At 34.1% G+C, this 22,672-nt stretch carries 17 protein-coding genes; 4 read left to right on the forward strand and 13 right to left on the reverse strand.

The window, feature by feature from the left end; genetic code table 11:
• Positions 1-66: 66 nt before the first annotated feature.
• The 6 genes from ccoG to HM986_RS07300 form a co-directional block, all read right to left on the reverse strand.
• Complete coding sequence (gene ccoG / locus HM986_RS07275; RefSeq protein ID WP_179334435.1) at positions 67-1,491, reverse strand: cytochrome c oxidase accessory protein CcoG; 1,425 nt, start codon at positions 1,489-1,491, stop codon at positions 67-69.
• 54 nt (positions 1,492-1,545) lie between these two features.
• Complete coding sequence (locus HM986_RS07280; protein ID WP_179334436.1) at positions 1,546-2,436, reverse strand: cbb3-type cytochrome c oxidase N-terminal domain-containing protein; 891 nt, start codon at positions 2,434-2,436, stop codon at positions 1,546-1,548.
• A complete protein-coding gene (locus tag HM986_RS07285; RefSeq protein ID WP_179334437.1) occupies positions 2,433-2,618 on the reverse strand; it encodes a CcoQ/FixQ family Cbb3-type cytochrome c oxidase assembly chaperone in 186 nt (61 codons plus the stop codon). The genes HM986_RS07280 and HM986_RS07285 overlap by 4 nt, the downstream gene beginning before the upstream one ends.
• 6 nt (positions 2,619-2,624) lie before the next feature.
• A complete protein-coding gene (gene ccoN, locus HM986_RS07290; RefSeq protein ID WP_179334438.1) occupies positions 2,625-4,823 on the reverse strand; it encodes a cytochrome-c oxidase, cbb3-type subunit I in 2,199 nt (732 codons plus the stop codon).
• 11 nt (positions 4,824-4,834) lie between these two features.
• Positions 4,835-5,023 (reverse strand): cbb3-type cytochrome oxidase assembly protein CcoS, encoded by a 189-nt coding sequence (gene ccoS, locus HM986_RS07295; protein ID WP_179334439.1) that lies wholly within the window; start codon positions 5,021-5,023, stop codon positions 4,835-4,837.
• A 79-nt stretch (positions 5,024-5,102) separates the two neighbouring features.
• A complete protein-coding gene (locus HM986_RS07300; protein ID WP_179334707.1) occupies positions 5,103-7,478 on the reverse strand; it encodes a heavy metal translocating P-type ATPase in 2,376 nt (791 codons plus the stop codon).
• Between the two features lie 107 nt (positions 7,479-7,585).
• Here HM986_RS07300 and HM986_RS07305 point away from each other — a divergent pair, with 107 nt between their 5' ends.
• From HM986_RS07305 to HM986_RS07315, 3 genes are all read left to right on the forward strand, one after another.
• Positions 7,586-8,263, forward strand: coding sequence for a Crp/Fnr family transcriptional regulator (locus HM986_RS07305; protein WP_179334708.1), 678 nt, complete (start codon positions 7,586-7,588; stop codon positions 8,261-8,263).
• A gap of 373 nt (positions 8,264-8,636) precedes the next feature.
• Entirely contained in the window at positions 8,637-9,767 is a 1,131-nt protein-coding gene (locus HM986_RS07310; protein ID WP_179334440.1) for a vWA domain-containing protein, read from the forward strand.
• Between the two features lie 83 nt (positions 9,768-9,850).
• Complete coding sequence (locus HM986_RS07315; protein ID WP_246288475.1) at positions 9,851-11,308, forward strand: MoxR family ATPase; 1,458 nt, start codon at positions 9,851-9,853, stop codon at positions 11,306-11,308.
• A gap of 1 nt (position 11,309) precedes the next feature.
• Here the strand turns inward: HM986_RS07315 and HM986_RS07320 are convergent, their stop codons facing one another.
• The 6 genes from HM986_RS07320 to HM986_RS07345 are packed head-to-tail and all read right to left on the reverse strand — an operon-like array spanning position 11,310 to position 19,988.
• A complete protein-coding gene (locus HM986_RS07320) occupies positions 11,310-11,912 on the reverse strand; it encodes a YdeI/OmpD-associated family protein (RefSeq protein ID WP_179334442.1) in 603 nt (200 codons plus the stop codon).
• Between the two features lie 12 nt (positions 11,913-11,924).
• Positions 11,925-14,384 carry a TonB-dependent receptor gene (locus tag HM986_RS07325; protein WP_179334443.1) on the reverse strand — a complete coding sequence of 820 codons (2,460 nt, stop codon included), beginning with the start codon at positions 14,382-14,384 and terminating at the stop codon, positions 11,925-11,927.
• A gap of 15 nt (positions 14,385-14,399) precedes the next feature.
• Complete coding sequence (locus tag HM986_RS07330; protein ID WP_179334444.1) at positions 14,400-16,043, reverse strand: M1 family metallopeptidase; 1,644 nt, start codon at positions 16,041-16,043, stop codon at positions 14,400-14,402.
• A complete protein-coding gene (locus tag HM986_RS07335; RefSeq protein WP_179334445.1) occupies positions 16,040-16,390 on the reverse strand; it encodes a hypothetical protein in 351 nt (116 codons plus the stop codon). The genes HM986_RS07330 and HM986_RS07335 overlap by 4 nt, the downstream gene beginning before the upstream one ends.
• Before the next feature lie 51 nt (positions 16,391-16,441).
• Positions 16,442-17,788, reverse strand: a complete 1,347-nt coding sequence (locus HM986_RS07340; protein WP_179334446.1) for a M28 family peptidase — start codon at positions 17,786-17,788, stop codon at positions 16,442-16,444.
• A gap of 1 nt (position 17,789) precedes the next feature.
• Positions 17,790-19,988, reverse strand: coding sequence for a bifunctional alpha,alpha-trehalose-phosphate synthase (UDP-forming)/trehalose-phosphatase (locus HM986_RS07345; RefSeq protein WP_179334447.1), 2,199 nt, complete (start codon positions 19,986-19,988; stop codon positions 17,790-17,792).
• Between the two features lie 82 nt (positions 19,989-20,070).
• On the opposite strand from HM986_RS07345, the gene HM986_RS07350 reads away from it, so the two are divergent.
• Positions 20,071-21,873, forward strand: a complete 1,803-nt coding sequence (locus HM986_RS07350; RefSeq protein WP_179334448.1) for a glycoside hydrolase family 15 protein — start codon at positions 20,071-20,073, stop codon at positions 21,871-21,873.
• 5 nt (positions 21,874-21,878) lie between these two features.
• Here HM986_RS07350 and HM986_RS07355 read toward each other — a convergent pair whose 3' ends face one another.
• Positions 21,879-22,670, reverse strand: coding sequence for a sugar-binding protein (locus tag HM986_RS07355; protein WP_179334449.1), 792 nt, complete (start codon positions 22,668-22,670; stop codon positions 21,879-21,881).
• Positions 22,671-22,672: the final 2 nt, after the last annotated feature.

The raw sequence follows: 22,672 nt of genomic DNA on the forward strand, positions 1-22,672 counted from the left end.
AATGTAAGTTTTTGTTTCTATAAAGACCTTCTAGGTTTTTTGAAACCTGCTAGGTCTAGGTCTACTTTAATTAAAACTTCTAGGTCCTAAGAACGTTACAGATGTGGTTTCAATTAATTCACCGTTACTATAGAGGTCAATCATAACGTCGTTTTTATCGCCAGACAAATCACTTTGTTTTAATTCTATAAATAAGGTACCTTCTGCAATGCCTTGTGCTTTTACTATAAAGGTTTCAGATGTAGAAACAATATGTATATCGCCATCCCAACCCCGCAGTTTAAAGCTTAAGTCATCTATTTCGTTAGAAGTTTTATTTACTAATTTAAACGTGTAAACATTACTTATAACCCCATTGTCTTTATGTTCATACAACTGCCCTGGTAATCGTAAAATCCGAGCTTCCACATCACTTCTTAATAATAGCATACCAGCTAAAACTCCGATTAAAATAGTTAGTACTGCCATATAGCCCTTCATACGAGCTGTTATCTTAAAAGGCTCTTTCTTCTCAATTTCATTTTCGCTTGCAAAACGGATTAAGCCTTTTGGAAGATTAATGCTTTCCATAATATGGTCGCACTCATCAATACATGCTGTACAGTTAACACATTCTAATTGCGTTCCGTTTCTAATGTCTATTCCTGTAGGACAAACGTTAACACATTGAGAGCAATCAATACAATCTCCATGACCTAAAGCCTCTCTATCTTCGCTTTTTCTGAATTTCTTTCTGCCATTTTCAGCTTCTCCACGTTTGTAATCATACGCTACAACAATAGATTTGTTATCTAAAAGCACTCCTTGTAAACGACCATAAGGACAAGCGATAATACAAACTTGCTCTCTAAACCACGCAAATATAAAATAGAATACAGCAGTGAATATTAACAAGGGAATTAGGGTGCTTGTATGCTCAAAAGGGCCTTCGGTTATATATTTTAAGAGTTTGTCTCCTCCAATTAAATAAGCCAGAAAAACATTGGCAATTACAAATGAAATCACTAAAAATACAAACCATTTTAGAACCCGTTTTTTTATCTTTTCTGCATCCCATTTTTGTCGGGCTAAACGCATTTGCTTATTTCTGTCTCCGTCAATCCAATATTCAATACGTCTAAAGACCATTTCTAAAAAGATGGTTTGTGGACAAATCCATCCACAAAACACACGGCCAAAGCCTACAGTAAATAGTGTAATAAAAATAACACCAATTAACATGGACACCACAAAAAGGTAAAAATCTTGCGGCCAAAACGGAAATCCAAAAATATTAAAACGCCTTTCTATAATATTGAATAATAGAAATTGGTTCCCATTAATTTTTATGAATGGAGCAGCTAGTAAAAACGCTAATAAAAAATAGCTTACTAATTTACGCTTCTCATATAATGGTCCAGACGGTTTTTTAGGAAATACCCATTTACGTTTGCCTTCTTCATCGATGGTACCAATTGAATCTCTAAAAACTTCATTTTCTGGCGTTTCCATTGTGTTGTCATTAACTTTTAGTTAGAAACAAATCTTATTACGTCTGCTTCTGTATTACTCTTCAGTGCTCTCAGCTACCCAAATATCACCTTCAGCATCTTTAGGATTTGTAGGAGTTGTTCCTTGGAACTGTAAAACATAACTTGCGACTTGTGCCATTTCAAGAGGCTTTAAACTTTGTTTCCAAGCTATCATTCCCTTACCAGATCGTCCACCTTCGGAAACAGTTTTAAATACATTTTTAATGCCTCCTCCTAAAATCCAGTGTTCATCTGTAAGATTTGGACCAATTCCACCGCCACCATCTACCATATGACAAGCGACACAGTTGGTTTCGAAAATCTTTTGACCAGCTTTTAAATCTGCTGTTTCTGTTAAGAGTTCTACAGTGTTAAAATCTACTAAACCTTTTGCTGTTTTTTTGTACTCTTCAATGTCCTTGTTAGCTTGTGCGTATTCCATTTCATATTCTACAATTTGGTTGTCTGCATTAAAAACATGATAACGAACCATATAAATTACGGCGGCAATTATTGAGATATAGAACGAATACACCCACCATGGCGGTAAATTGTTATCTAATTCTCTAATACCATCGTAATTGTGGTCTAGTATAATCTCACCTTCCTCTTCAATAGGTTTATGTTTACCGACTAATTTTGAGTAAAGTGCTTTTACCTTTGTAAACTTAGGCGCTTTAGTCTGCGATGCTATATATCGTCTCTTTTCTTTTTCGTCTAAACTCTGATAAAGAATGTTGTCTAATGAATTAACAATACCTTCAATAGCAATAAGCACTAATAGCACCAATAGCAGAAATAATAAGATTATAGGTTGCTCAATAAAGGCAGGTTGATCTCCTGAGTCTACAAAGTATTCTACAAGTCCGGCAATGGCGAAAAACATTACAGGTATTCTAATGTATGATGGGATTAAATGTCTCATATTTCGGTATCGTTTTGGTTGTCTAATGGAATATTGCTAACTGTGGTTATATACTCTTTCTTAGCGGTGATTACCCAATAGAATAACACGACGAAGAAGATAAAGAAAATAAGAAGTGATATCATTGGGTATATTTCTATACCTGTGATACTTTCCAAATGACCTTTTATAAATTTGAACATAATAAATTAGTTTTGAGCTGTTTCGTCTAAAATATCTTTTATTTTAATATCGGTTCCTAAGCGCTGTAAATAAGCAATTAAGGCCACGATTTCTCTGTTTCGCATTTCTACGAAATCTTCACCTGATGCCGCTTTATCTGCTTCATAAGAGGTTACAAAGTCGGGGTCGTTATAAAGGCTCTTCTCAATTTGAGTACCTTGTTCTAACATATGGGTCTGAGCATTTGCAATTTCTTCATCTGTATAAGGTACGCCTAAAGCTACCATGGTTTCCATTTTCATTTGTGTGTCAGATTTGTCTAACTCATCTCTGATTAGCCATTGATAGGCTGGCATAATGGATCCTGAAGATGTACTTTGTGGATCGTACATGTGGTTAAAATGCCAGTTATCTGAGTATTTACCTCCAACACGATGTAAATCTGGTCCTGTACGTTTACTTCCCCAAAGGAATGGGTGGTCGTAAACAAATTCTCCCGCTTTAGAGTATTCTCCATAACGTTCTACTTCCGATCTAAACGGTCGTACCATTTGAGAGTGACAACCTACACAACCTTCTCTTATATAGAGGTCTCTTCCTTCGAGCTCTAAAGGTGTATATGGTTTAACAGTACTAATTGTTGGGATATTAGATTTGACAACAATAGTTGGTATAATTTGAACAACGCCACCAATTAAAATAGCAATTGTAGCATAAATCGTTAACAGTACTGGTTTACGTTCTAACCAAGTGTGCCATCCTTCGCCTGCTACACGTCCTTTAGAAACACGTTTTAATGCTGGTGCTTCAGCTAATTCATCAGTAACGCCATGTTTAGAGCTTACAACGGTAAGAATAACATTGACTACTAAAATGATCATACCAGCAATGTACAACGTACCTCCAATGGCACGCATCCAATACATTGGCATAATTTCAGTAACAGTTTCTAAAAAGTTACCGTAAACTAAAGTTCCATCTGGATTAAATTGTTTCCACATACTTGCTTGTGCAAAACCAGCAACGTAAAGTGGTAATGCATATAGCATGATACCTAAAGTACCAATCCAGAAATGCATATTGGCTAAACCAGTAGAGTATAGTTTTGTTTTAAATAATTTAGGAATTAGGTAATAGATCATACCAAAGGCAAGGAAACCATTCCATGCTAAAGCGCCAACGTGCACGTGGGCAATAATCCAATCAGTATAGTGAGCAATGGCATTTACATTTTTTAAAGATAACATTGGACCTTCAAACGTTGCCATACCATAACCAGTAATAGCGACTACCATAAACTTTAAAACAGGGTCTGTACGTACTTTATCCCAAGCACCACGTAAGGTTAATAATCCATTGATCATACCACCCCATGATGGCATTAGTAGCATTATTGAGAATGCCACACCTAAATGTTGTGCCCATTCTGGCAATGCAGTATATAATAAGTGGTGTGGTCCTGCCCAAATATAAATAAAGATTAATGACCAAAAGTGAACAATAGATAAGCGATACGAATACACAGGTCTGTTCGCTGCTTTAGGTACAAAATAATACATTAACCCTAAGAATGGCGTTGTTAGAAAAAATGCAACAGCATTATGTCCGTACCACCATTGTACTAAGGCATCTTGTACACCTGCGTAAACAGAGTAACTTTTCATGCCTGTGAAACTTACAGGAAGTGCTAAACTATTAAAAATATGAAGTACAGCAACCGTTACAAACGTTGCTAAGTAAAACCATAATGCAACATATAAGTGGCGTTGACGACGTATGATCATCGTACCAATAAGGTTAATACCAAAAGCAACCCAAATTAAAGCAATAGCAATATCTATTGGCCACTCTAGTTCTGCATATTCTTTAGATGTAGAATAGCCTAAAGGTAGTGTTATTGCTGCGGCTACAATAATAAGTTGCCATCCCCAGAAATTTAAATTACTTAAAAAATCGCTATACATTCTAGTTTTTAAGAGGCGTTGTGTAGAATAATATACACCTGCAAAAATAGCATTACCAACAAAGGCAAAGATGACAGCATTGGTGTGTAATGGTCTTAATCGCCCAAAACTTAACCAAGAGATGCCATCAGTCATGTTTGGGAATAAAAACATAAAGGCCAAAATTAGCCCTACAAGCATCCCAACAACTCCCCAAAGAATGGTAGCATAAAGGAATTTTTTAACGATCTTATTATCGTAGTAGAATTGTTGCATTTCCATATTTAATATAATTAGTCAGTTTTAGTTTTTTTAGAGGTATTGGAAGATTCTTTTTTAACAAGCTCATCTTCAAAAAGCATACGTACAGAAGGAGTATAGTCATCATCATATTGTCCGGACTTGACTGCCATTAAGAAAATGACGAAAAAAGCCACGCCAATAACGACGCTAACCGATAATAAAATATAAATAACACTCATACCTACTGAAGTTATGGTTCAAATTTACGCTTGTACTAGTCTTGAAAACATGATTTTTATCATATTTGCTTATTTTTAATCATTTTAATCGCTTTCCTAAAAGGTTGGTCGCAACTGTTGTAAATACAACAATACTAATAGAGCTTAGAGGCATTAAGATTGCAGCAACTACAGGTTCTAATTGTCCGGTTGTAGCAAAATATAATCCAATGATATTATAAAAAAATGACACCACAAAGCTCCATTTGATGATTTTTATAGCTGATTTAGAAGTTTTTATGTAATTGTATAACTGCTTAAATTTAGAAGCATCTAAAATCGCATCACAAGCAGGAGAAAAGACGTTGACATCTTCAGATATGGCGATGCCAACATCACTCTGAGCCAATGCGCCAGCGTCATTTAAGCCATCTCCAATCATCAAAACTTTGGCACCTTCAGATTGATGATATTTTATAAACTCTAATTTATCTTCTGGTTTTTGATTGAAAATTAATTTGGTTTTAGCCGGTAATAATTTTTTTAGATTTTCAAGCTCGCCTTCATTATCACCTGAAAGAATAACCAAATCAAAATGCCGTTTTAATTGATTAAATAATTTTGAAACCCCTTTTCTATAGCTGTTATAAAATGTAAATTTTCCTTTATAAATATTATTGCTGCTGACATGAACAGTCGTATTTAAAATCGCAGTTTGATTAGGATTTCCAACAAAACTAGCCGATCCAATTTTCATGTTAACTGTTTCGTGTTTCGCTTCAATACCTTTACCAATATGCTCTTCAAAAGTATCGAGTGTAATGATGTTGTTTTCTTTTAAAATGGTGTACAACGTTCGGCTTAATGGATGATTAGAGCCTCTAAGCGAATTTTTAAGCACTATGTTTTCAGAATCCGATAGTCGTTCTCCGTCATATTCTGCATTGCTATTTTTATTAGAAGTTATGGTTCCGGTTTTGTCAAAAATCACCGTATTTATTTGAGCCAATTGTTCAATAACACTGGCGTTTTTTACGTAAAACTTGTGTTTGCCGAAGATTCTTAAAAGGTTACCAAATGTAAAAGGTGCAGAAAGCGCAATAGCGCAAGGGCACGCAATTATTAATACTGCAGTAAATACATTCATGGCTTTACTTGAGTCTACAAATAACCAAAAGGTAGTTGCTATAAAGGCTATTGCAAGTATTGCTATAGTAAAATGTTTGCTAATGGTATTTGTAATATTGGTAAAACCGTCTTCTTTATTTTTATTAAAAACATCATTACTCCATAATTGCGTAAGGTAACTCTGCTCAACGGATTTTAATGCTTCCATTTCAACGACTCCATTGGTCTGTTTACCACCAGCAAATAATTTGTCTCCAGATTGTTTAGAAACCGTTTGTGATTCGCCAGTAACAAAACTGTAATCTATTTTTGCTTTACCGTTGATTAAAATACCATCGACAGGGATTAATTCTTCATTCCGAATTAAAATACGATCTCCCTTTTTAATATCATAAACCTGAATAGAGTTCTCGTTACCTTCTTTATCTATTTTAGTAATAGCAATTGGAAAATACGATTTATAATCGCGCTCAAAAGACAAGAAATCGTAAGTTTTTTGTTGAAAAAATTTTCCTGTTAATAGAAAGAAAATTAATCCGGCTAAACTATCGAAAAAACCAGAGCCCATATCAAATGTAATTTCGATGGTACTCCTAATAAAAAGTACAGAGACTCCAAGAGCGATGGGGACATCGATATTCAGCAATTTTGCCTTTAAACCCTTATAAGCCGAAATAAAATAATCTTGTGCAGAATAAAAAACAATTGGTAAAGACATGGCGAACATTAGCCAACGAAAGAGCGGTTTATATTGTTCTAACCAAAACTCATTGACTTCAAAATATTCTGGAAACGACAAAAACATAATATTACCAAAACCAAAGGCTGCAACCCCAAGCTTATAGATTAAACTGCGGTTGATGTGTTTTTTGCCAGAACTAAAATCCTCTAAGCTGATATACGGTTCATAGCCTATAGAACTTAATAATAAAACAACCGATTTTAAATTTGTGGTTTCAGAATTATAAGTGACTCTTACCGTTTTCTTGCCAAAATTGACCTGTGAGTCTGAAATATTAGGATTGAGTTTATTGAGGTTTTCCAATATCCAGATACAAGAACTACAGTGAATATGTGGAATGTAAAGCGTGGCAATTTCTATAGAATCATCTCTAAATTCTGTTAGTTTTTCGATAATATTTTCCTGAGATAAAAAATCGAATTTACCTTCTATTTCTTTCGGAATCGCTCCAGGAGAATTTTGTAAATCGTAATAACACGTTAAGTCGTTTTCATTAAAAATCTCGAAAACGGTTTTACAGCCATTACAACAAAACGATTTTTCTTGAAACGTTATTGGATGACCTCCACAGTCATCTCCACAATGAAAACAAGTTTTGTTTTCCATTTTTAATTTGCTCATTTATACCTTTTACAAATGTCCCTAAACAAGTGTGTTTAAACTATGATATTTATCATGTTTTCATTAACTTTGAATTTAATACTTTTTTAGGAATTATGAAATGCGAACAATGTATAGTTAGGCAATTTAATGCTTTGAAATCTTTAGAGAAAAATGATTTAATTCGTATTTCTGGTTGTAAGACCTCTAAATTTATTCAGAAAGGCGAAGTGTTATTTAGAGAAGGTGAAAGTATTAATGGGGTTTTCTGCATTAAGGAAGGAGTCTGTAAGTTAACGAAGTTGAGTGCCAATGGCAAAGATCAGATTGTTAAACTTGTTGTGAGAGGTGATTTATTAGGGCAGCGTTCATTAGTTACAGATGAAAAATCTAATCTTACAGCTATAGCCGTAAATGAAATGGAAGTTTGTTTTATTCCTAAAAGTGAAATTCTAAATGATCTATCTAAAAACGCAAATTTTTCTTTAGATATGCTACAAGATATGGCAAAAGAACTTAGAATTGCAGATAATGTCATTGTAGATATGGCTCAAAAATCCGTAAAGCAACGTTTAGCTGATGTATTAGTCTATTTAAATACAACCTTCGATAATGATGACAAGGGATTTTTAGGAGTAACATTATCTAGAGAAGATTATGCAAACCTTGTAGGAACTGCAACAGAATCTGCCATTAGGATTTTATCTCAATTTAAAAAAGAAGGTTATATTTCTACCACGGGTAAACAAATAAAGATTTTAGATTTAGAAAGCTTAAAGCGTATTGAGTAAAGCTATAAAGCCTGCTGATAGTATTACTCTTCAGGCTACAAGCTTATCTTTCGATATTAAATATATTGAGGCCTTATAAGTCGCGTGGATTTATAGTAAGCCTCATTTTTTTTTGCTATTCAATGTGTTTGCTGCAAATAGGTTATAGTCCATTGACCTTTATATCGGCTTCAAAAAGCGTCCGTTTTTCCGTATTATAACAGTAAAAAGCGATTACTAATTTCTAAAAGTGGTGTTAATACTTCTTAATAGGAGTTGGAAAAGTATTATTTTTATACGGCTATGATAAGAACGTTTTAAAAATTTTATCATATAAAGGTTTAGAATAATAGCGAACTGTATGTGTCAGTTGAATAACACTAAAGAGAAACACATGAAAGAACAAACGAAGAAATCGGGTTTTGTCTTTAAAACCTACGAAGCTCCGAATCAGTCACCTTTTGAAAAACTTTTTGAAATTTTTAAGGAGCTCATTACACATACCTCAGGAGACTTTGATGAAGCTATTGATTGGTTACGTAGTCTCGATAAAGAATATAAGTTAACGACGCCAGAGTATACCATCGATGATTTTATTGAAGACCTTAAGAACAAAGGTTACATCAGAGAAGAAATTGATCCTAATGGAACGGGTGAAGGAGGTATAACGATTACTGCAAAGACCGAACGTGCCATTCGTCAGCAAGCCTTAGATCAAATTTTCGGAAAGATAAAACGCAGTGGTTCTGGTAATCATAAGAGTAAAGGTGTTGGTTTAGGAGACGAACATACGGGGGATTTAAGAGCCTATCAATTTGGTGATGGGTTAGATAAAGTCTCTATGACAGAGAGTTTAAAAAATGCTCAGATCAATAATGGCATTGGTAATTTTAGTTTAACTGAAGATGATTTGGTAGTTGAAGAAACCCTTCATAAAAGCCAAATGAGTACCGTTCTAATGATTGATATTAGTCATAGTATGATTCTTTATGGAGAAGATCGGATTACTCCAGCGAAGAAAGTAGCAATGGCACTAGCGGAATTAATTACCACTCGCTACCCAAAAGATACGTTAGAAATATTAGTATTTGGAAATGATGCTTGGCCTATTAAAATCAAAGAATTACCCTATTTAAAAGTAGGGCCATATCACACTAATACGGTTGCTGGATTACAATTAGCAATGGATATGTTACGCAGAAAACGAAATACTAACAAGCAGATTTTTATGATAACCGATGGTAAACCTAGTTGTTTGCGTATGCCAGATGGACAATATTACAAAAACAGTAATGGTTTAGATCCATTTATCACCAATAAATGCTACGCCATGGCTCAGCAAGCTAGACGTTTACATATTCCTATAACCACGTTTATGATTGCTCAAGATCCCTATTTAATGCAGTTTATTAGGGAATTTACACAAGCCAATAGAGGAAAAGCATTCTACACAGGGCTGAAAGGTTTAGGTGAAATGATTTTTGAAGATTACGAGAATAACAGAAAGAAGAGAATTAAAGGATAAAAACAGCTTTTAGCTCTTAGGTATTAGCCTTTAGCTCAAACGAGCTCGCTAATAGCTAAATGCTAATTGCCAAAAGCTATAAAATGAAAGACATAAAAACACTCGGAGAATTAAAAAAAGCAGGTTACCAATCAAAATCTATTAAAGATGAATTGAGAGATAATCTCATTGAAAATATAAAGAACAAGAAAACCACGTTTGAAGGGATTCATGGTTATGAAAATACGGTGATTCCAGAATTGGAAAGGGCTATTTTGTCGCGACATAATATTAATTTATTAGGATTACGAGGGCAAGCAAAAACACGTTTGGCTAGGATGATGGTGAATCTTTTAGATGAATATATTCCAGTTGTTGGCGGTTCAGAGATTAATGACGATCCTTTAGCTCCCATTTCTAGATTTGCAATTGAATTAATTAAAGAAAAAGGTGACGATACATCAATAACTTGGTTACACAGAAACGATCGTTTTGCAGAAAAATTAGCCACACCCGATGTTACCGTTGCCGATATTATTGGTGATGTGGATCCGATAAAAGCAGCCAATTTAAAATTGAGCTATGCCGATGATCGTGTGATTCATTTTGGCATGATTCCAAGAGCCAATCGTTGTATTTTTGTGATTAACGAATTACCAGATTTACAAGCGCGAATTCAAGTCGCCTTATTTAATATTTTGCAGGAAGGAGATATTCAAATTAGAGGTTTTAAATTGCGTTTACCTTTAGATATGCAATTTGTGTTTACGGCAAATCCTGAAGACTACACCAATAGAGGAAGTATTGTAACTCCGTTAAAAGATAGAATTGGTTCTCAGATTTTAACACATTACCCTGAAGATGTAGAAACGGCAAGAACCATTACAGCACAAGAAGCGAAGTTAGATTCAAGGCAATCAGAATCTGTTTACGTTCCGGAATTGGCAAAAGATTTACTAGAACAAATTAGTTTTGAGGCTAGAGAAAGTGAATATGTAGATGTGAAAAGTGGGGTAAGTGCGCGTATGAGTATTACAGCTTTTGAGAATTTACTAAGCACAGCAGAACGGCGAGCTTTAATTGCAGGAGATGATGCAACGGCAGTCCGATTGTCTGATTTTACAGGAGTGATTCCTGCAATTACAGGGAAAGTAGAGTTGGTATATGAAGGAGAACAAGAAGGTGCCGATTTTGTAGCTAATGCGTTAATGGAAGCCGCAGTGAAAACGTTATTTCCTAAATACTTCCCTAAAGTGGAGAAGTTAGAGAAACAAGGAGATGAAACTCCATATGATGATTTAATCTCTTGGTTTTTCAATGGAGACGGTTTTGAATTGTTAAATGAATATGACGATAAAGCTTACAAAGCAAAACTAGATGAGGTCACTCCTTTAGATGCTTTAATTGCAGATTATCAACCAGAAATTGATTCAAGAGATGTTTATTTTGAGAAGGAATTTATTCTCTGGGGATTAACACAATTTAATAAGTTAAGCAAGTATAGTTATTCTGAAGGTATGCAATTTAAAGATCCTTATGGAAGTTATATTAGTGGTTTGTAATCTACCGAACATCACGACTTTTAATATTAGCATCGCAGAGTTTAATTATCTCTGCGATTCTTTTTTGTTGTGTAGTTTCTCTTTTTGCTTGATTTAACCAATACAAATAGCTTTTTCTATAGCTAGGAGCAAAGTTGAGGTAGTTCTTAAGAGCATTTTCATTGGCATCAAAAGCTTGTTGAAGATGGTTAGGAATAATTCCGTTTTCTACATCATCTAATGCTGTCCAACTGCCATTATCTTTAGCTATTTTTATAGAATTAAGACCGCTTTTCTGGATTAAATTTTCTTTATGTAATTCTATAATATATTTTTTGTTTACCGCACTCCAAACACTCTTAGGTTTTCTTGGGCAAAAATATTGTCGCCGTTTTCCATTTCCTAAACTTTTTACCGTAGAGTCTATCCAACCAAAACAAAGAGCCACTTTTACAGCTTCTTCCCATCGCATAGAATCGTTTTTATGCTCTACTTTATAAAATATAAGATAAACACCATTTATAGAATCATGGTTGTCGTATAGCCATGCTCTCCATTCCGAATCTGTTTTAAAATATAATTCGGGTAATTTTAATGTTGCCGTTTTTGTGCTTTTTAAATTCATACCAATTAAAAATTATTCTACTGAGAATGTACTTGTTTGGTAAAGTGGTATTCCAGACTCAGAAATGCCTTCAATCTCAATACTATAATCTCCTTTTATATCACCGGTAAAAAATGAAATCTCTTCAACAGTATTTTGATCTGTAATTCTGATGTTTGGGTTCCAATATAAGGTTGTTCGCACATCAGCATTGAAGTTTTTATCCATTTCGTTACTGTAATTCGGCGAATAAAATTCCTTAGCAGTATAGAATCCTTTTGCACTAAAGTTAATTATGCCCGGTTTTCGCTTTGTGTTTTTAGACACTTTAGCGCTTCCGATTTTGGTATAAACAACAATAACACCGTTACTAGAATTTGAATAGATTGCCGCATTAGCTCCTTTATAAAAGTCAATGAAAGACACCTGATCAACCGTTAAGTAGAGTATGTCCTCAATGTCTACTTCGACATCATCCACAATAAATTTAGGATTTACAGAGCCTCCTCTAGAGGAAAAATCCGTTCCATCAAATGTTAGTCCAGGAAGTTGTGATAATAATAGTTGTATACTTTGACCGCTCAAAGTTGCATCAGATTCTACATCTAGCCTAAAACTTGGAAAGCCAAATTGAGATCTTTCGTCCATTTCATTGTCTCTTTCATCTTTTACTTCTTTTTTATTCCCAATAACAAGAACCTCGTCTAAATTATGACTGTTGGGGTTATATTGAAAATTAACATCGCTAATATACTCAGTCATTTTTAAATAATTAGTAGCATCGTTTTTAAGTAATGGCATACTTTTGAGTTTTGGTACATCAGGACTCGCAATGTCGTCATCTACTGAAATTTGTAGTGCTCTATTATTTGGATCCTTAGATTTAAAATCGTTTAGTCGCGATTGAATTATTATAGGTATAGAATCATAAAATTCAAATGGCCCAAAACTAAATTTTCCATCGACGCCCGACTTTTGAGCAGGTTGTACATTGATACCATTACTTAAAAAAGTTAACGACGTATATGCCGGTTTTAAAGTATATGGTTTTTCTAATAACTTGGTGTTTCCAGAAATGATAATACCTTTTTCTATTGCGTACTCATTTACCTTTTCGTCTTTGTAAAGGAGATTTTGCCATGTAAAACGTCTCCAGCCATTTGTTAACATTACCAAATCCAAAAGGTATTGTCGTTTGTTATCATTTGATTCTAAAAAATAAGAGCTTGGGTTTTTAATTTCACCTCTTAGGTCTGAGTTTAGTAATAGCCACGTTTTTATGTTTTCTGGCGATCCATTCTTCGATAGCGTATTAACATGTCTAACACTCAGTGATAACTGACTAGAAAGAAACGATTTATCTAAACCTTCGGTGTTTAATAAAAAGGTTACTTTCTCTTTAGTACCAACAATGTCTGTATCGTTTTTGATTTTAATGTGTCCTTGGTTTTTTTTATTCTCAATAAAAACTAAACGTTCACATACAGGGTTGCCGTCAGCATTAAATAATGTTAAATGTGCTACACCATCTGGGATATCATTTGCTGATATTCTAAGAGCATAACTGTTTTTAGTTTCTGAAAGTAGTTTCTCATAAAGTATTTTACCACGTTGATGAATCATTATGTAAGCTCCGGAGAGCCCTGTCTCAGTAGTAGAATTTATATCGACAAGTAAATTGTTTGATTTATAAATCGCATTTAAATTATAGCCTTTGGGTAAGGCTTTAGGCAGCGGATAGCTGTACTTAATACCATTTAATTCTAAATTTGCAACATAATTTTTATTCGGAATAGGCTTTAGAGAGAATAAACCTAATCCTATATCTATTATTTTAAAATTGGTAACAATATTAGCTTCGTTATCTGTAATATAGCCAGAAATTTCGGTATCACTAGAAATCGTATTTTCAATTTTAACGGCAACTTTACTTGCAACATTATCTACTAAGTGTCCACCTTCAGGATAAAAGTTCAGTTCTGGTTTTTCTGAGATTAACGTCTCGTTTATCGCTTGGTTATTTTCTAAAATATTAAATGACTCTAATTGATCTGGTGACCAAATATTTATTTTTTTTTGGAAAAAATAGTTAGGGTTTTCATTACGCATATAATTGGTGTAAGCTCGCAATATATATTTTCCGCTGCTCCAGTTCTCCTTAATTGTAAAATCACCTTTTGTACTGAGATCAGTTACATGTAATTTTTTTTTATCAACAATACTATCTTTATTATTAATAAGTTCTACATATAAAACGTTACTTCTGGTGCTTTTTAAATGTGTTACCCCATTGACCAGGTAGGCAGCAAACCAAATACTATCATTAAGGGTATAATTGAGTTTGTCAGTTTGTACATAAATTTTTTCGGGCCATTTGGTTTTTGTATAATTTTCAAGTTTATTTTTAACTAATAAATTGAAATTATTATCATTTCTAACCACGAAGGAGGTTAAAAGTAAAAGTAGCGTGCAATAGATAATTCCTTTTCTCATCAGAGATTAATGGTGCTAAGATTTATATGTTTTTGTTTCTATGTAAAAATTGCGATCGATTACAATCTCGTCAACCTTTATACTTTTATCTTTCCATTCGTCGGTAGGATATAACCATTCAGAACGTCGACCTGTTTTAACTTTTATAGGCATATCAAAACCTTCAACACTATTAATCCAACGGTATCTTAATACACCAGCTTGAATAGCATATTTTAAAGTTGGAATTTTAGATGTTCTCAAATATTGATTAAAAAACGCAGTTAAATCAATACCTGAGTGCTCACTTAAATAATCTTCAATCTGTTTGGTAGTCACCGTTTGGTGATAAAATTCGGAATTTAAACCTCTCAGTATTTGCCTCCATTTTTCATCATCTTCAATGAGTTGACGTAGTGTGTGCAGCATATTAGCTCCTTTATAATACATATCGCTAGAGCCTTCATTATTTACATTGTAAGTGCCAATTAAAGGTTTGTCGTTTTGAATATTAGCGCGTGTGCCTATCACATAATCAGCAGAAGCCTCCTTACCGTAGTAGTAATCTAAAAATAGATTTTCAGAGTAGGAGGTAAAGGCTTCATGAATCCACATATCTGCAATATCCTTATTGGTAATATTATTCGCAAACCATTCATGACCTGCTTCGTGGATAATGATGAAATCAAATTTTAAACCCCAACCTGTACCCGATAAATCACGTCCTAAATAGCCTTGCTTATATTGGTTTCCATAAGTTACAGAGCTTTGGTGCTCCATGCCTAAATAAGGCACTTCAACCAATTTAAAACTGTCTTCATAAAATGGATAAGGACCAAACCAGTGTTCAAATGCTTTCATCATTTTAGGCGCATCTTTAAAATGTTTTTTTGCTATTTCTAGATTATCTTTAAGTACCCAATAATCCATATCTAAATCCCCTTTTTCGCCTTTAAAAACTTCAGAGAAATTGACATAGTCTCCAATATTTACATTGACTCCATAATTGTTAATAGGGTTGTTAACGAACCAATGCGAAGTCACTGTGTTATTATCATTTTCAACCAGTTTTCTAAGGCGACCGTTAGACACATTGGTTAGACCTTTAGGATTGGTAACACTAATCAGCATACTATCTACTTCGTCATACATATGGTCTTTGTTTGGCCACCACACACTAGCACCTAAACCTTGACAAGAGGTGGCTATAAAATCATTGTTGTTTTGGTCTTTCTTCCACGAAAATCCACCATCCCAAGGAGCGCGTTTGGCTTCTCTTGGATGACCTTTGTAGTAAATCTCTATTGAATTTATATCTCCATTATGTTGTTCATTAATCAATGTTACGAAATGTGCATTGCCTTCCTGTTTCACTTCTAATTCTTTTCCATCTTGAAGAACCTTTGTTATTTCCATGGGCTCTTGCAAATCAATTTGCATCACCTGATGTGGTTTTAAAACTTTATAGTGTATTGTGTTTTTTCCTGAAATAAATTTGTCTTCAGGTTTGACCTCAATATCTAAATGATAATAGGTTAAATCCCACCATTCGCGTTCTGGCGTTATGCTTCCTCTTAGAGTATCTTGATGTGTGAAATTTTCTTTATCTTGAAGTAATTGTGCTTTTACAGAAAACGTTGAAAGAATGACAGTGATAAGACATGCGTATTTAAATTTCATTTCATTTGTAGTTTTAAATATTTAAAGAACATCAATCCTGCCAGTAGCAGTGTTAGTCCTAGATACAAGGAGCCAAAAAGAAGAAGGTTATAATAACTTTGATTAACAACACTAAATTTAGCTAACTCAGAAACTAATGCTAATACCATAAATAAGGACAATATTATAACTACAGTAGAAATTAGTAATCCTAAAATCATTTTTTTACTGAATATTTGATACATATGAATAGCTAATAACGCTATAGCAATGGGGTTAAAAAGGTTAGAGGTTAAAGTCCAATAGTAAATAATAGAACAGATTAAAAATAATTCTGGCAGTAGGGATGTAATTGTTTTATTTTTCATGGTTCCTTTTTGTAACAATTAGCTCAGTGTTTAACTCATCTAATTGGGCTTTTATCTTAAAATTTTATTCGGAAAAACAACCACGCTTTCATGGCCATCTGCACCTACAGCTGCCACCCCAAAAAAGAAATTATCAATTACGATACCTTCTAAAGTAAACTCAGTACTATCTTCTACGTAACGGCTGTAATCCCAAGCTGGCGATGTGGTATTTCTCCAATAGATTTTATATCCTTTGGCTCCTTCAACTTTAGACCATCTTAGTTTTACTGAGGCTTCAACAATGCCACCAATACTAACTTCGGTTGGTGATGGAGGAGAAGAAGCGAGGCTTGCTAAAGTTATTGCATTGACTGCGGTTAGTTTTTTGCAATATGCAAAGTTAACATGCTCAAAAGTATCTCCATAATTAATTCCGTTTTCTGTACGAATATCTTGATGTTGTTGTGTGTAATTTTCATGAGCTTCCATTATTCTTAGACCAGGAAAACCAGCATCGTTAAAAGGTCTATGATGACCTCCACGACCAAAACGGTCTAAACGATACACTAACATCGGATTCATTTCTGGCATGTAAGTTTTTGTCGTTTTGTGTACATAACGTGCTAACTGACGAGATGTTCCATCAACTTCTCCACCGTAAAACCGTCTAGCTCTCGCTTGGTTTGCTAATTTCTCTGGATTGGTTTCAGCAGTAGTAATAGGTTCTGAAAAAATCCTAAAGGTTCTATTGTCAATCACACCGTCAACTCCAGCGATATTTCCAATCATGTCATTATTTAAAACACCTATAATTTCCCAATTCTTTTCTTGAGCATATTTTGATAAACCTAGTCCGCCAAACAAACCTTGTTCTTCTCCAGACAATCCTACGTAGATAATGCTATTTTCAAATTGGTATTGCGATAACACTCTAGCAGCTTCAATGGCACCTGCCATACCTGTAGCATTGTCATTAGCTCCAGGTGCATCAGATGTAAAGTCGTTTGGGTCTGAAACTCTAGAATCAATGTCACCACTCATTATAATAAAACGATTTGGATATTTTGTACCACGTTGAATAGCAACCACATTAACAACCATCACATCTTTAATAATACGCTGGTTTTCTCCTTTTTTTACCAAATCTTTCTGGTAAAAAACATCGAGACAATTGTCACAACTTTTTGATATGGTTTCGAATTCAGATTTTATCCAACGACGCGCCGCACCAATACCTCTAGTTTTAGATAGCGTGTCACTCAAGGTGTGTCTTGTGCCAAAATTAGCTAGGGTTTTTACATTATCGCGTAAATTGTCCTCTGATACGGCATCGATTATATCGTAGATTTTTTGGTCGGTTTGAGCAGATACACTAATTGTAAAAACTAGGGTGACTATTACTAAAATTTTATGCATCTTAAATAATTTTCTTGAGTAATTCCCTCACTTCATTTGGGCCTTTAATTTGATACTTAGCTTTTGTTTTTACGTAACCAACTTTTATAGTCACGGCAGATTCTGGTGCGGCTTCAAACATATATTCGTCGGTCCAGTCATCACCCATAATTAAGACAAAATCATAATCATCTTTCATTAATAGTTGGGTTGTTGCTCTACCTTTATTAACGTTACTACTTTTTATTTCTATAACCTTATTGCCTTGTAAAACAGATAATTCATTATTGGCGATCATACTTGTTAAAACGGTGCTGAGTTCCATGGTGCGTATTTGTGCTAATTCAGGATCCGCAGTTCTGTAATGCCAAGCTAAAGAATATTCTTTTTCTTCAATAAACGTTCCTGGTGTTCTATCTACAAAAGTTTCGAGTATAGGTTTAATATTAGACATCCATTCTGTTTTAAGAATTTCTAACGGAGTCCATTTTTTTTGTTCCCGCATCCAAACTCCATGATCGGTAATAAGGTCATAGTCCTTTTCTCCATGCCATTGTTGAAACGTCGCTTTATCTCTTCCGCTAATTAAACAAAGTCTAACATCCTTTTTTTCTTCAAATTGATCTAAAAGTCTGTATAATTCTTCATCTGGTTTGGCATCTTGTGGATTATTTTTAAAGCCAACTAAGGTACCATCATAATCTAAAAGTATTAGTCTGTTTTTGGCGTTTTTAAAACGTTCAATAATTAGGTTTTCCTCCTCTTCATTTAACTTTTTTGAAACACTCACATCTTTGAGCTCTTTAGTTGAATCCAAGGTTTTGAAAAATTCGCCAGCCCATTTTTCTACATCATAACGTTTTAAACGTTTTTGCAAAATTTTCATTCTGCTGTTTTGTTCCTCTAAAGGCATTGTTAACGCTTTATTTAATGCTGTAGAAAAATCTTCAAAACTGTTAGGATTAATAAGAATAGCTTCGTTCATTTCTTTAGCTGCACCAGCCATTTCACTTAGAATAAGGACACCATCTTGTTTTGTCCGGGTAGCCACATATTCTTTGGCAACTAAATTCATACCGTCTCTAACCGGAGTGATTAAAGCCACATCAGAAGAGGTATACAAATCAATAAGATTTTCAAATGGCAGCGATCTGTAAAAATACCAAATTGGTGTCCAGCTTACTGTAGAAAATTCACCATTAATACGACCAACCAATTCGTCGGTTTCACGTTTTAGCTTTTTATATTGTGGCACATTAGAACGCGAAGGCACGGCAAGCATTACTAATCTTACTTTTTCTTTATATTGCGGATAGGTGTTTAGAAAATGCTCAAATGCACGTAACCGGTTTGGAATTCCTTTCGTGTAATCTAACCGATCAATTGTAAGGATAAATTTTTGATCATGAGCTTCATTTAAGTGCGTGTCTAGGCGTTTTTGAAGTTCCGATTTTTTGGTTTTTGGGTCGTCGTGTACAAGAGCAGCATTGTAAAATTTATCGTAATCTATTCCCATAGGAAAAGAATCTACCTTAACAATGCGATCGTGATAGGTAATTTCATTAAAATTAACATCTAGACGCAAAATTCGTTTTACGGAACTTAAGAAATGGCGTTCGTAATCATAAGTGTGAAAACCAATGAGATCTGCACCAAGCATTCCTGTTAAAAGTTCTTCACGCCAAGGAAATGTTCTAAATATCTCATAAGAAGGAAATGGAATATGCAGAAAGAAACCTACGGTTACATCTGGCCGTGCTTCTTTTATAAGCTGAGGTAAAAGTAATAATTGATAATCATGAACCCAAACGGTATCACCTTCTTCAATGGTGTCTAATACAACTTTAGCAAATTTTTCGTTCACACGTTTATAAGCTTCCCATTGTGATTTTTCAAACTCAGTATATTCTAAAAAATAATGAAATAAAGGCCAAAGCGTACGATTGCTAAATCCTAAATAAAAATCTTCAACATCAGCTTCAGTAAGACCTACACTTCTACATTTGGCGTCTTTAACTTTAGCATTAACTTTAGATTTTAAGCTGTCGTTTAAATCTTCATCTGTAATTCCGGACCAACCAACCCAAACGCCATTTCCGTCTGCATGTACAGACTTCATTCCTGTTGCAAGTCCACCAACACTAGGAGTTACGTTGAGTTTGTCGTCTTCTATTGAGATTTGAAGTGGTAATCGGTTTGATACAATTATTGTTTTATTCATGCTAATATTTTGGATGGGTTTCAATATTTTCGTTAATTTAAAGAAATTAGAATTTTTATCATCATTTTAAATAAAGAAATTAATGAATAATTTAGATTACGGAATTATAGGAAATTGTAGAAGTGCCGCTTTAGTATCCAAAAATGCATCCATTGATTGGTGTTGTTTACCAAAGTTTGATTCCGCATCTGTATTTGCAAAGTTATTAGATGATGACATAGGAGGTAGCTTTGGCTTTATTGTTGACGAAGGTTACATTACAAATCAATTTTATCAAGAAAATACAGCGATATTAATTACACGTTTTAGTAAAGGTAATGATGTTTTTGAGGTCATAGACTTTATGCCTAGGTATCATAAACCAAATGGTAATTACCATTCACCCCCAGAATTTATTAGATATCTTAAATATGTTTCGGGGCAACCAGAATTAAAAGTAGCTTATGATCCTAAATTAGAATATGCCAAAGGAGTCACTTCCACTTATGTAAAAGATGATTTTATTGTAAGTCTTAATAATGAAGATACTTATGATACCTTGTTTTTATATACAGATTTAGATAAAAATGCTGTAATTAATGGCGAAACAATAGCTTTAGAATCGGATCATTTTTTCTTAGTGGGTTACAATGAAAAATTGTTCATACCCAATTTAAAATACGCAAGTTTAGAGTACGAACGTACTAAAGTATATTGGTTAAACTGGTTAGAGCGTACACCAACGTATAAGAAATTTAATGAACAAATATCGCGTAGCGCAATGACATTAAAGTTGTTGAGTTATGATAAAACAGGAGCCGTTTTAGCTGCTGCAACCACATCGTTGCCAGAAACTATTGGGGAAGTTAGAAATTGGGATTACCGTTTTTGCTGGATTAGAGATGCTTCTATGGTCATAAAAGTAATGTCACAATTGGGCCATAAAAATATTGCTAGACGTTATTTAAAGTTCATTATTGATTTGATGCCAGATAAGGATGAAAAACTACAAATTATGTATGGCATTAGTGGAGAAAAGAAATTAACCGAGGTATCTTTAGATCATTTATCTGGCTATAAAGACTCGAGTCCTGTTAGAGTTGGAAACGCAGCTTACATGCAAAAGCAGAATGATATTTATGGTATTCTAATGGATGTGATTCATCAGTTACTTGTAAATTTTAGCAATGATATAGACAATGGCGAAGAACTTTGGACCATGACTAAAGGCATTGTTTGGGTTGTGAGTAAACACTGGAGAGAACCAGATAAGGGTATTTGGGAATTTAGAGAAGGAGATCAGCACTTTACATTTTCTAAAGTGTTATGCTGGACTGCTGTAGATAAAGCCGTAAAGGTAGCTAAACTCTTAGGTAAAACATCTAAACTTCAACGTTGGGAGGTTTTAGAAGAAGAGATACGAACAGATATTATGGAAAATGCTTGGAATGAAAAAGCCCAAGCGTTTACACAAGCCTACAATTCTGAAGATTTGGATGCTTCAGTGTTGCTTATGGAATCTTATGGGTTTATTGATGCTAAACATCCTAAATTTGTGAGTACCGTAAAAGCTATTGAACGCGATTTATGTTACGAAGGACTTTTGTACCGCTATAAAACGAAAGATGATTTTGGGTTACCATCATCTTCATTTACTATTTGCACGTTTTGGTTTATTAATAGTTTATACAAAATAGGAGAGGAGCAAAAAGCCACCGAACAATTTGAAAAACTATTATCTTACAGTAATCACTTAGGCTTATTCAGTGAGGATATCGATTTTAAAACGAAACGCTTACTCGGTAATTTTCCGCAAGCGTACTCACATTTAGCATTAATTGAAACAGCAATTAACCTATCGAATGTTACGACTGCCGAAGAAAAAGTTAGAGATACCTTAGGTTAAATTATTTATTCTTTTAATATGATGGTACCAAAGATATTAGCATCGATCCAACCTCTGTTCTTATCTTCACCTTCTACAGGAATAGAACCAATAAAATTTTCACGTTCTAGGCTTTTGTCATTGTCACAGTAGGCAATGGCAAAGCCTATTTTTTTGTTAACGCTTAAATTTACAGGTGTATTAGAGCCTTTATCGTTGTAAGAATCATCATATAATGACATTTTTACTTCCCAAATAGTTGTGTTTCCTAAGGTTTTATTTTTTGATTCTATATGTGAATTGTACAGTTTTCCTGTTTTTTCAGTAGACATATCAACCACATTACCATCTAAAGCAATATGATAGGCAAAGGCATTGTGATTATATTGATGTTCACCACCACTATTATCTTCATCTACAAAAATTTCTAAACAGTCATCATCCCACCATTTTACTAAAGGATCTGCAATGTTATCAATTAACGTATCGTCTTTTATTTCAGCTAAAATATAAAGTGCATCATCTGACCAACTCAATTTAAAACGTCCCGAATAATCTTCTTTGGTAAGTGAATCGCCTAACCATACTTGGTCTAAAGCATACCATGTACTTTTTGCCCAAGCAGAATCGTTTGCTACAGCGTCTATAATAATGTTATCTCTAGATTTGTAAACTTCTCGTAATTGCTTTTCAATTTTAGTTGATGCTATGTTTTGAGGTGCTTCTTTTATAGGAGGTTGTTCTGCTTTTTTAGACGTTTCATTTTTACAATTGAAAACTAAGACTAAGAGAAGTAGGAGGTAGGTGGCTTTTTTCATGG

Source organism: Winogradskyella costae (genome assembly GCF_013403865.1).
GTDB classification, from domain to species: Bacteria; Bacteroidota; Bacteroidia; order Flavobacteriales; family Flavobacteriaceae; genus Winogradskyella; species Winogradskyella costae.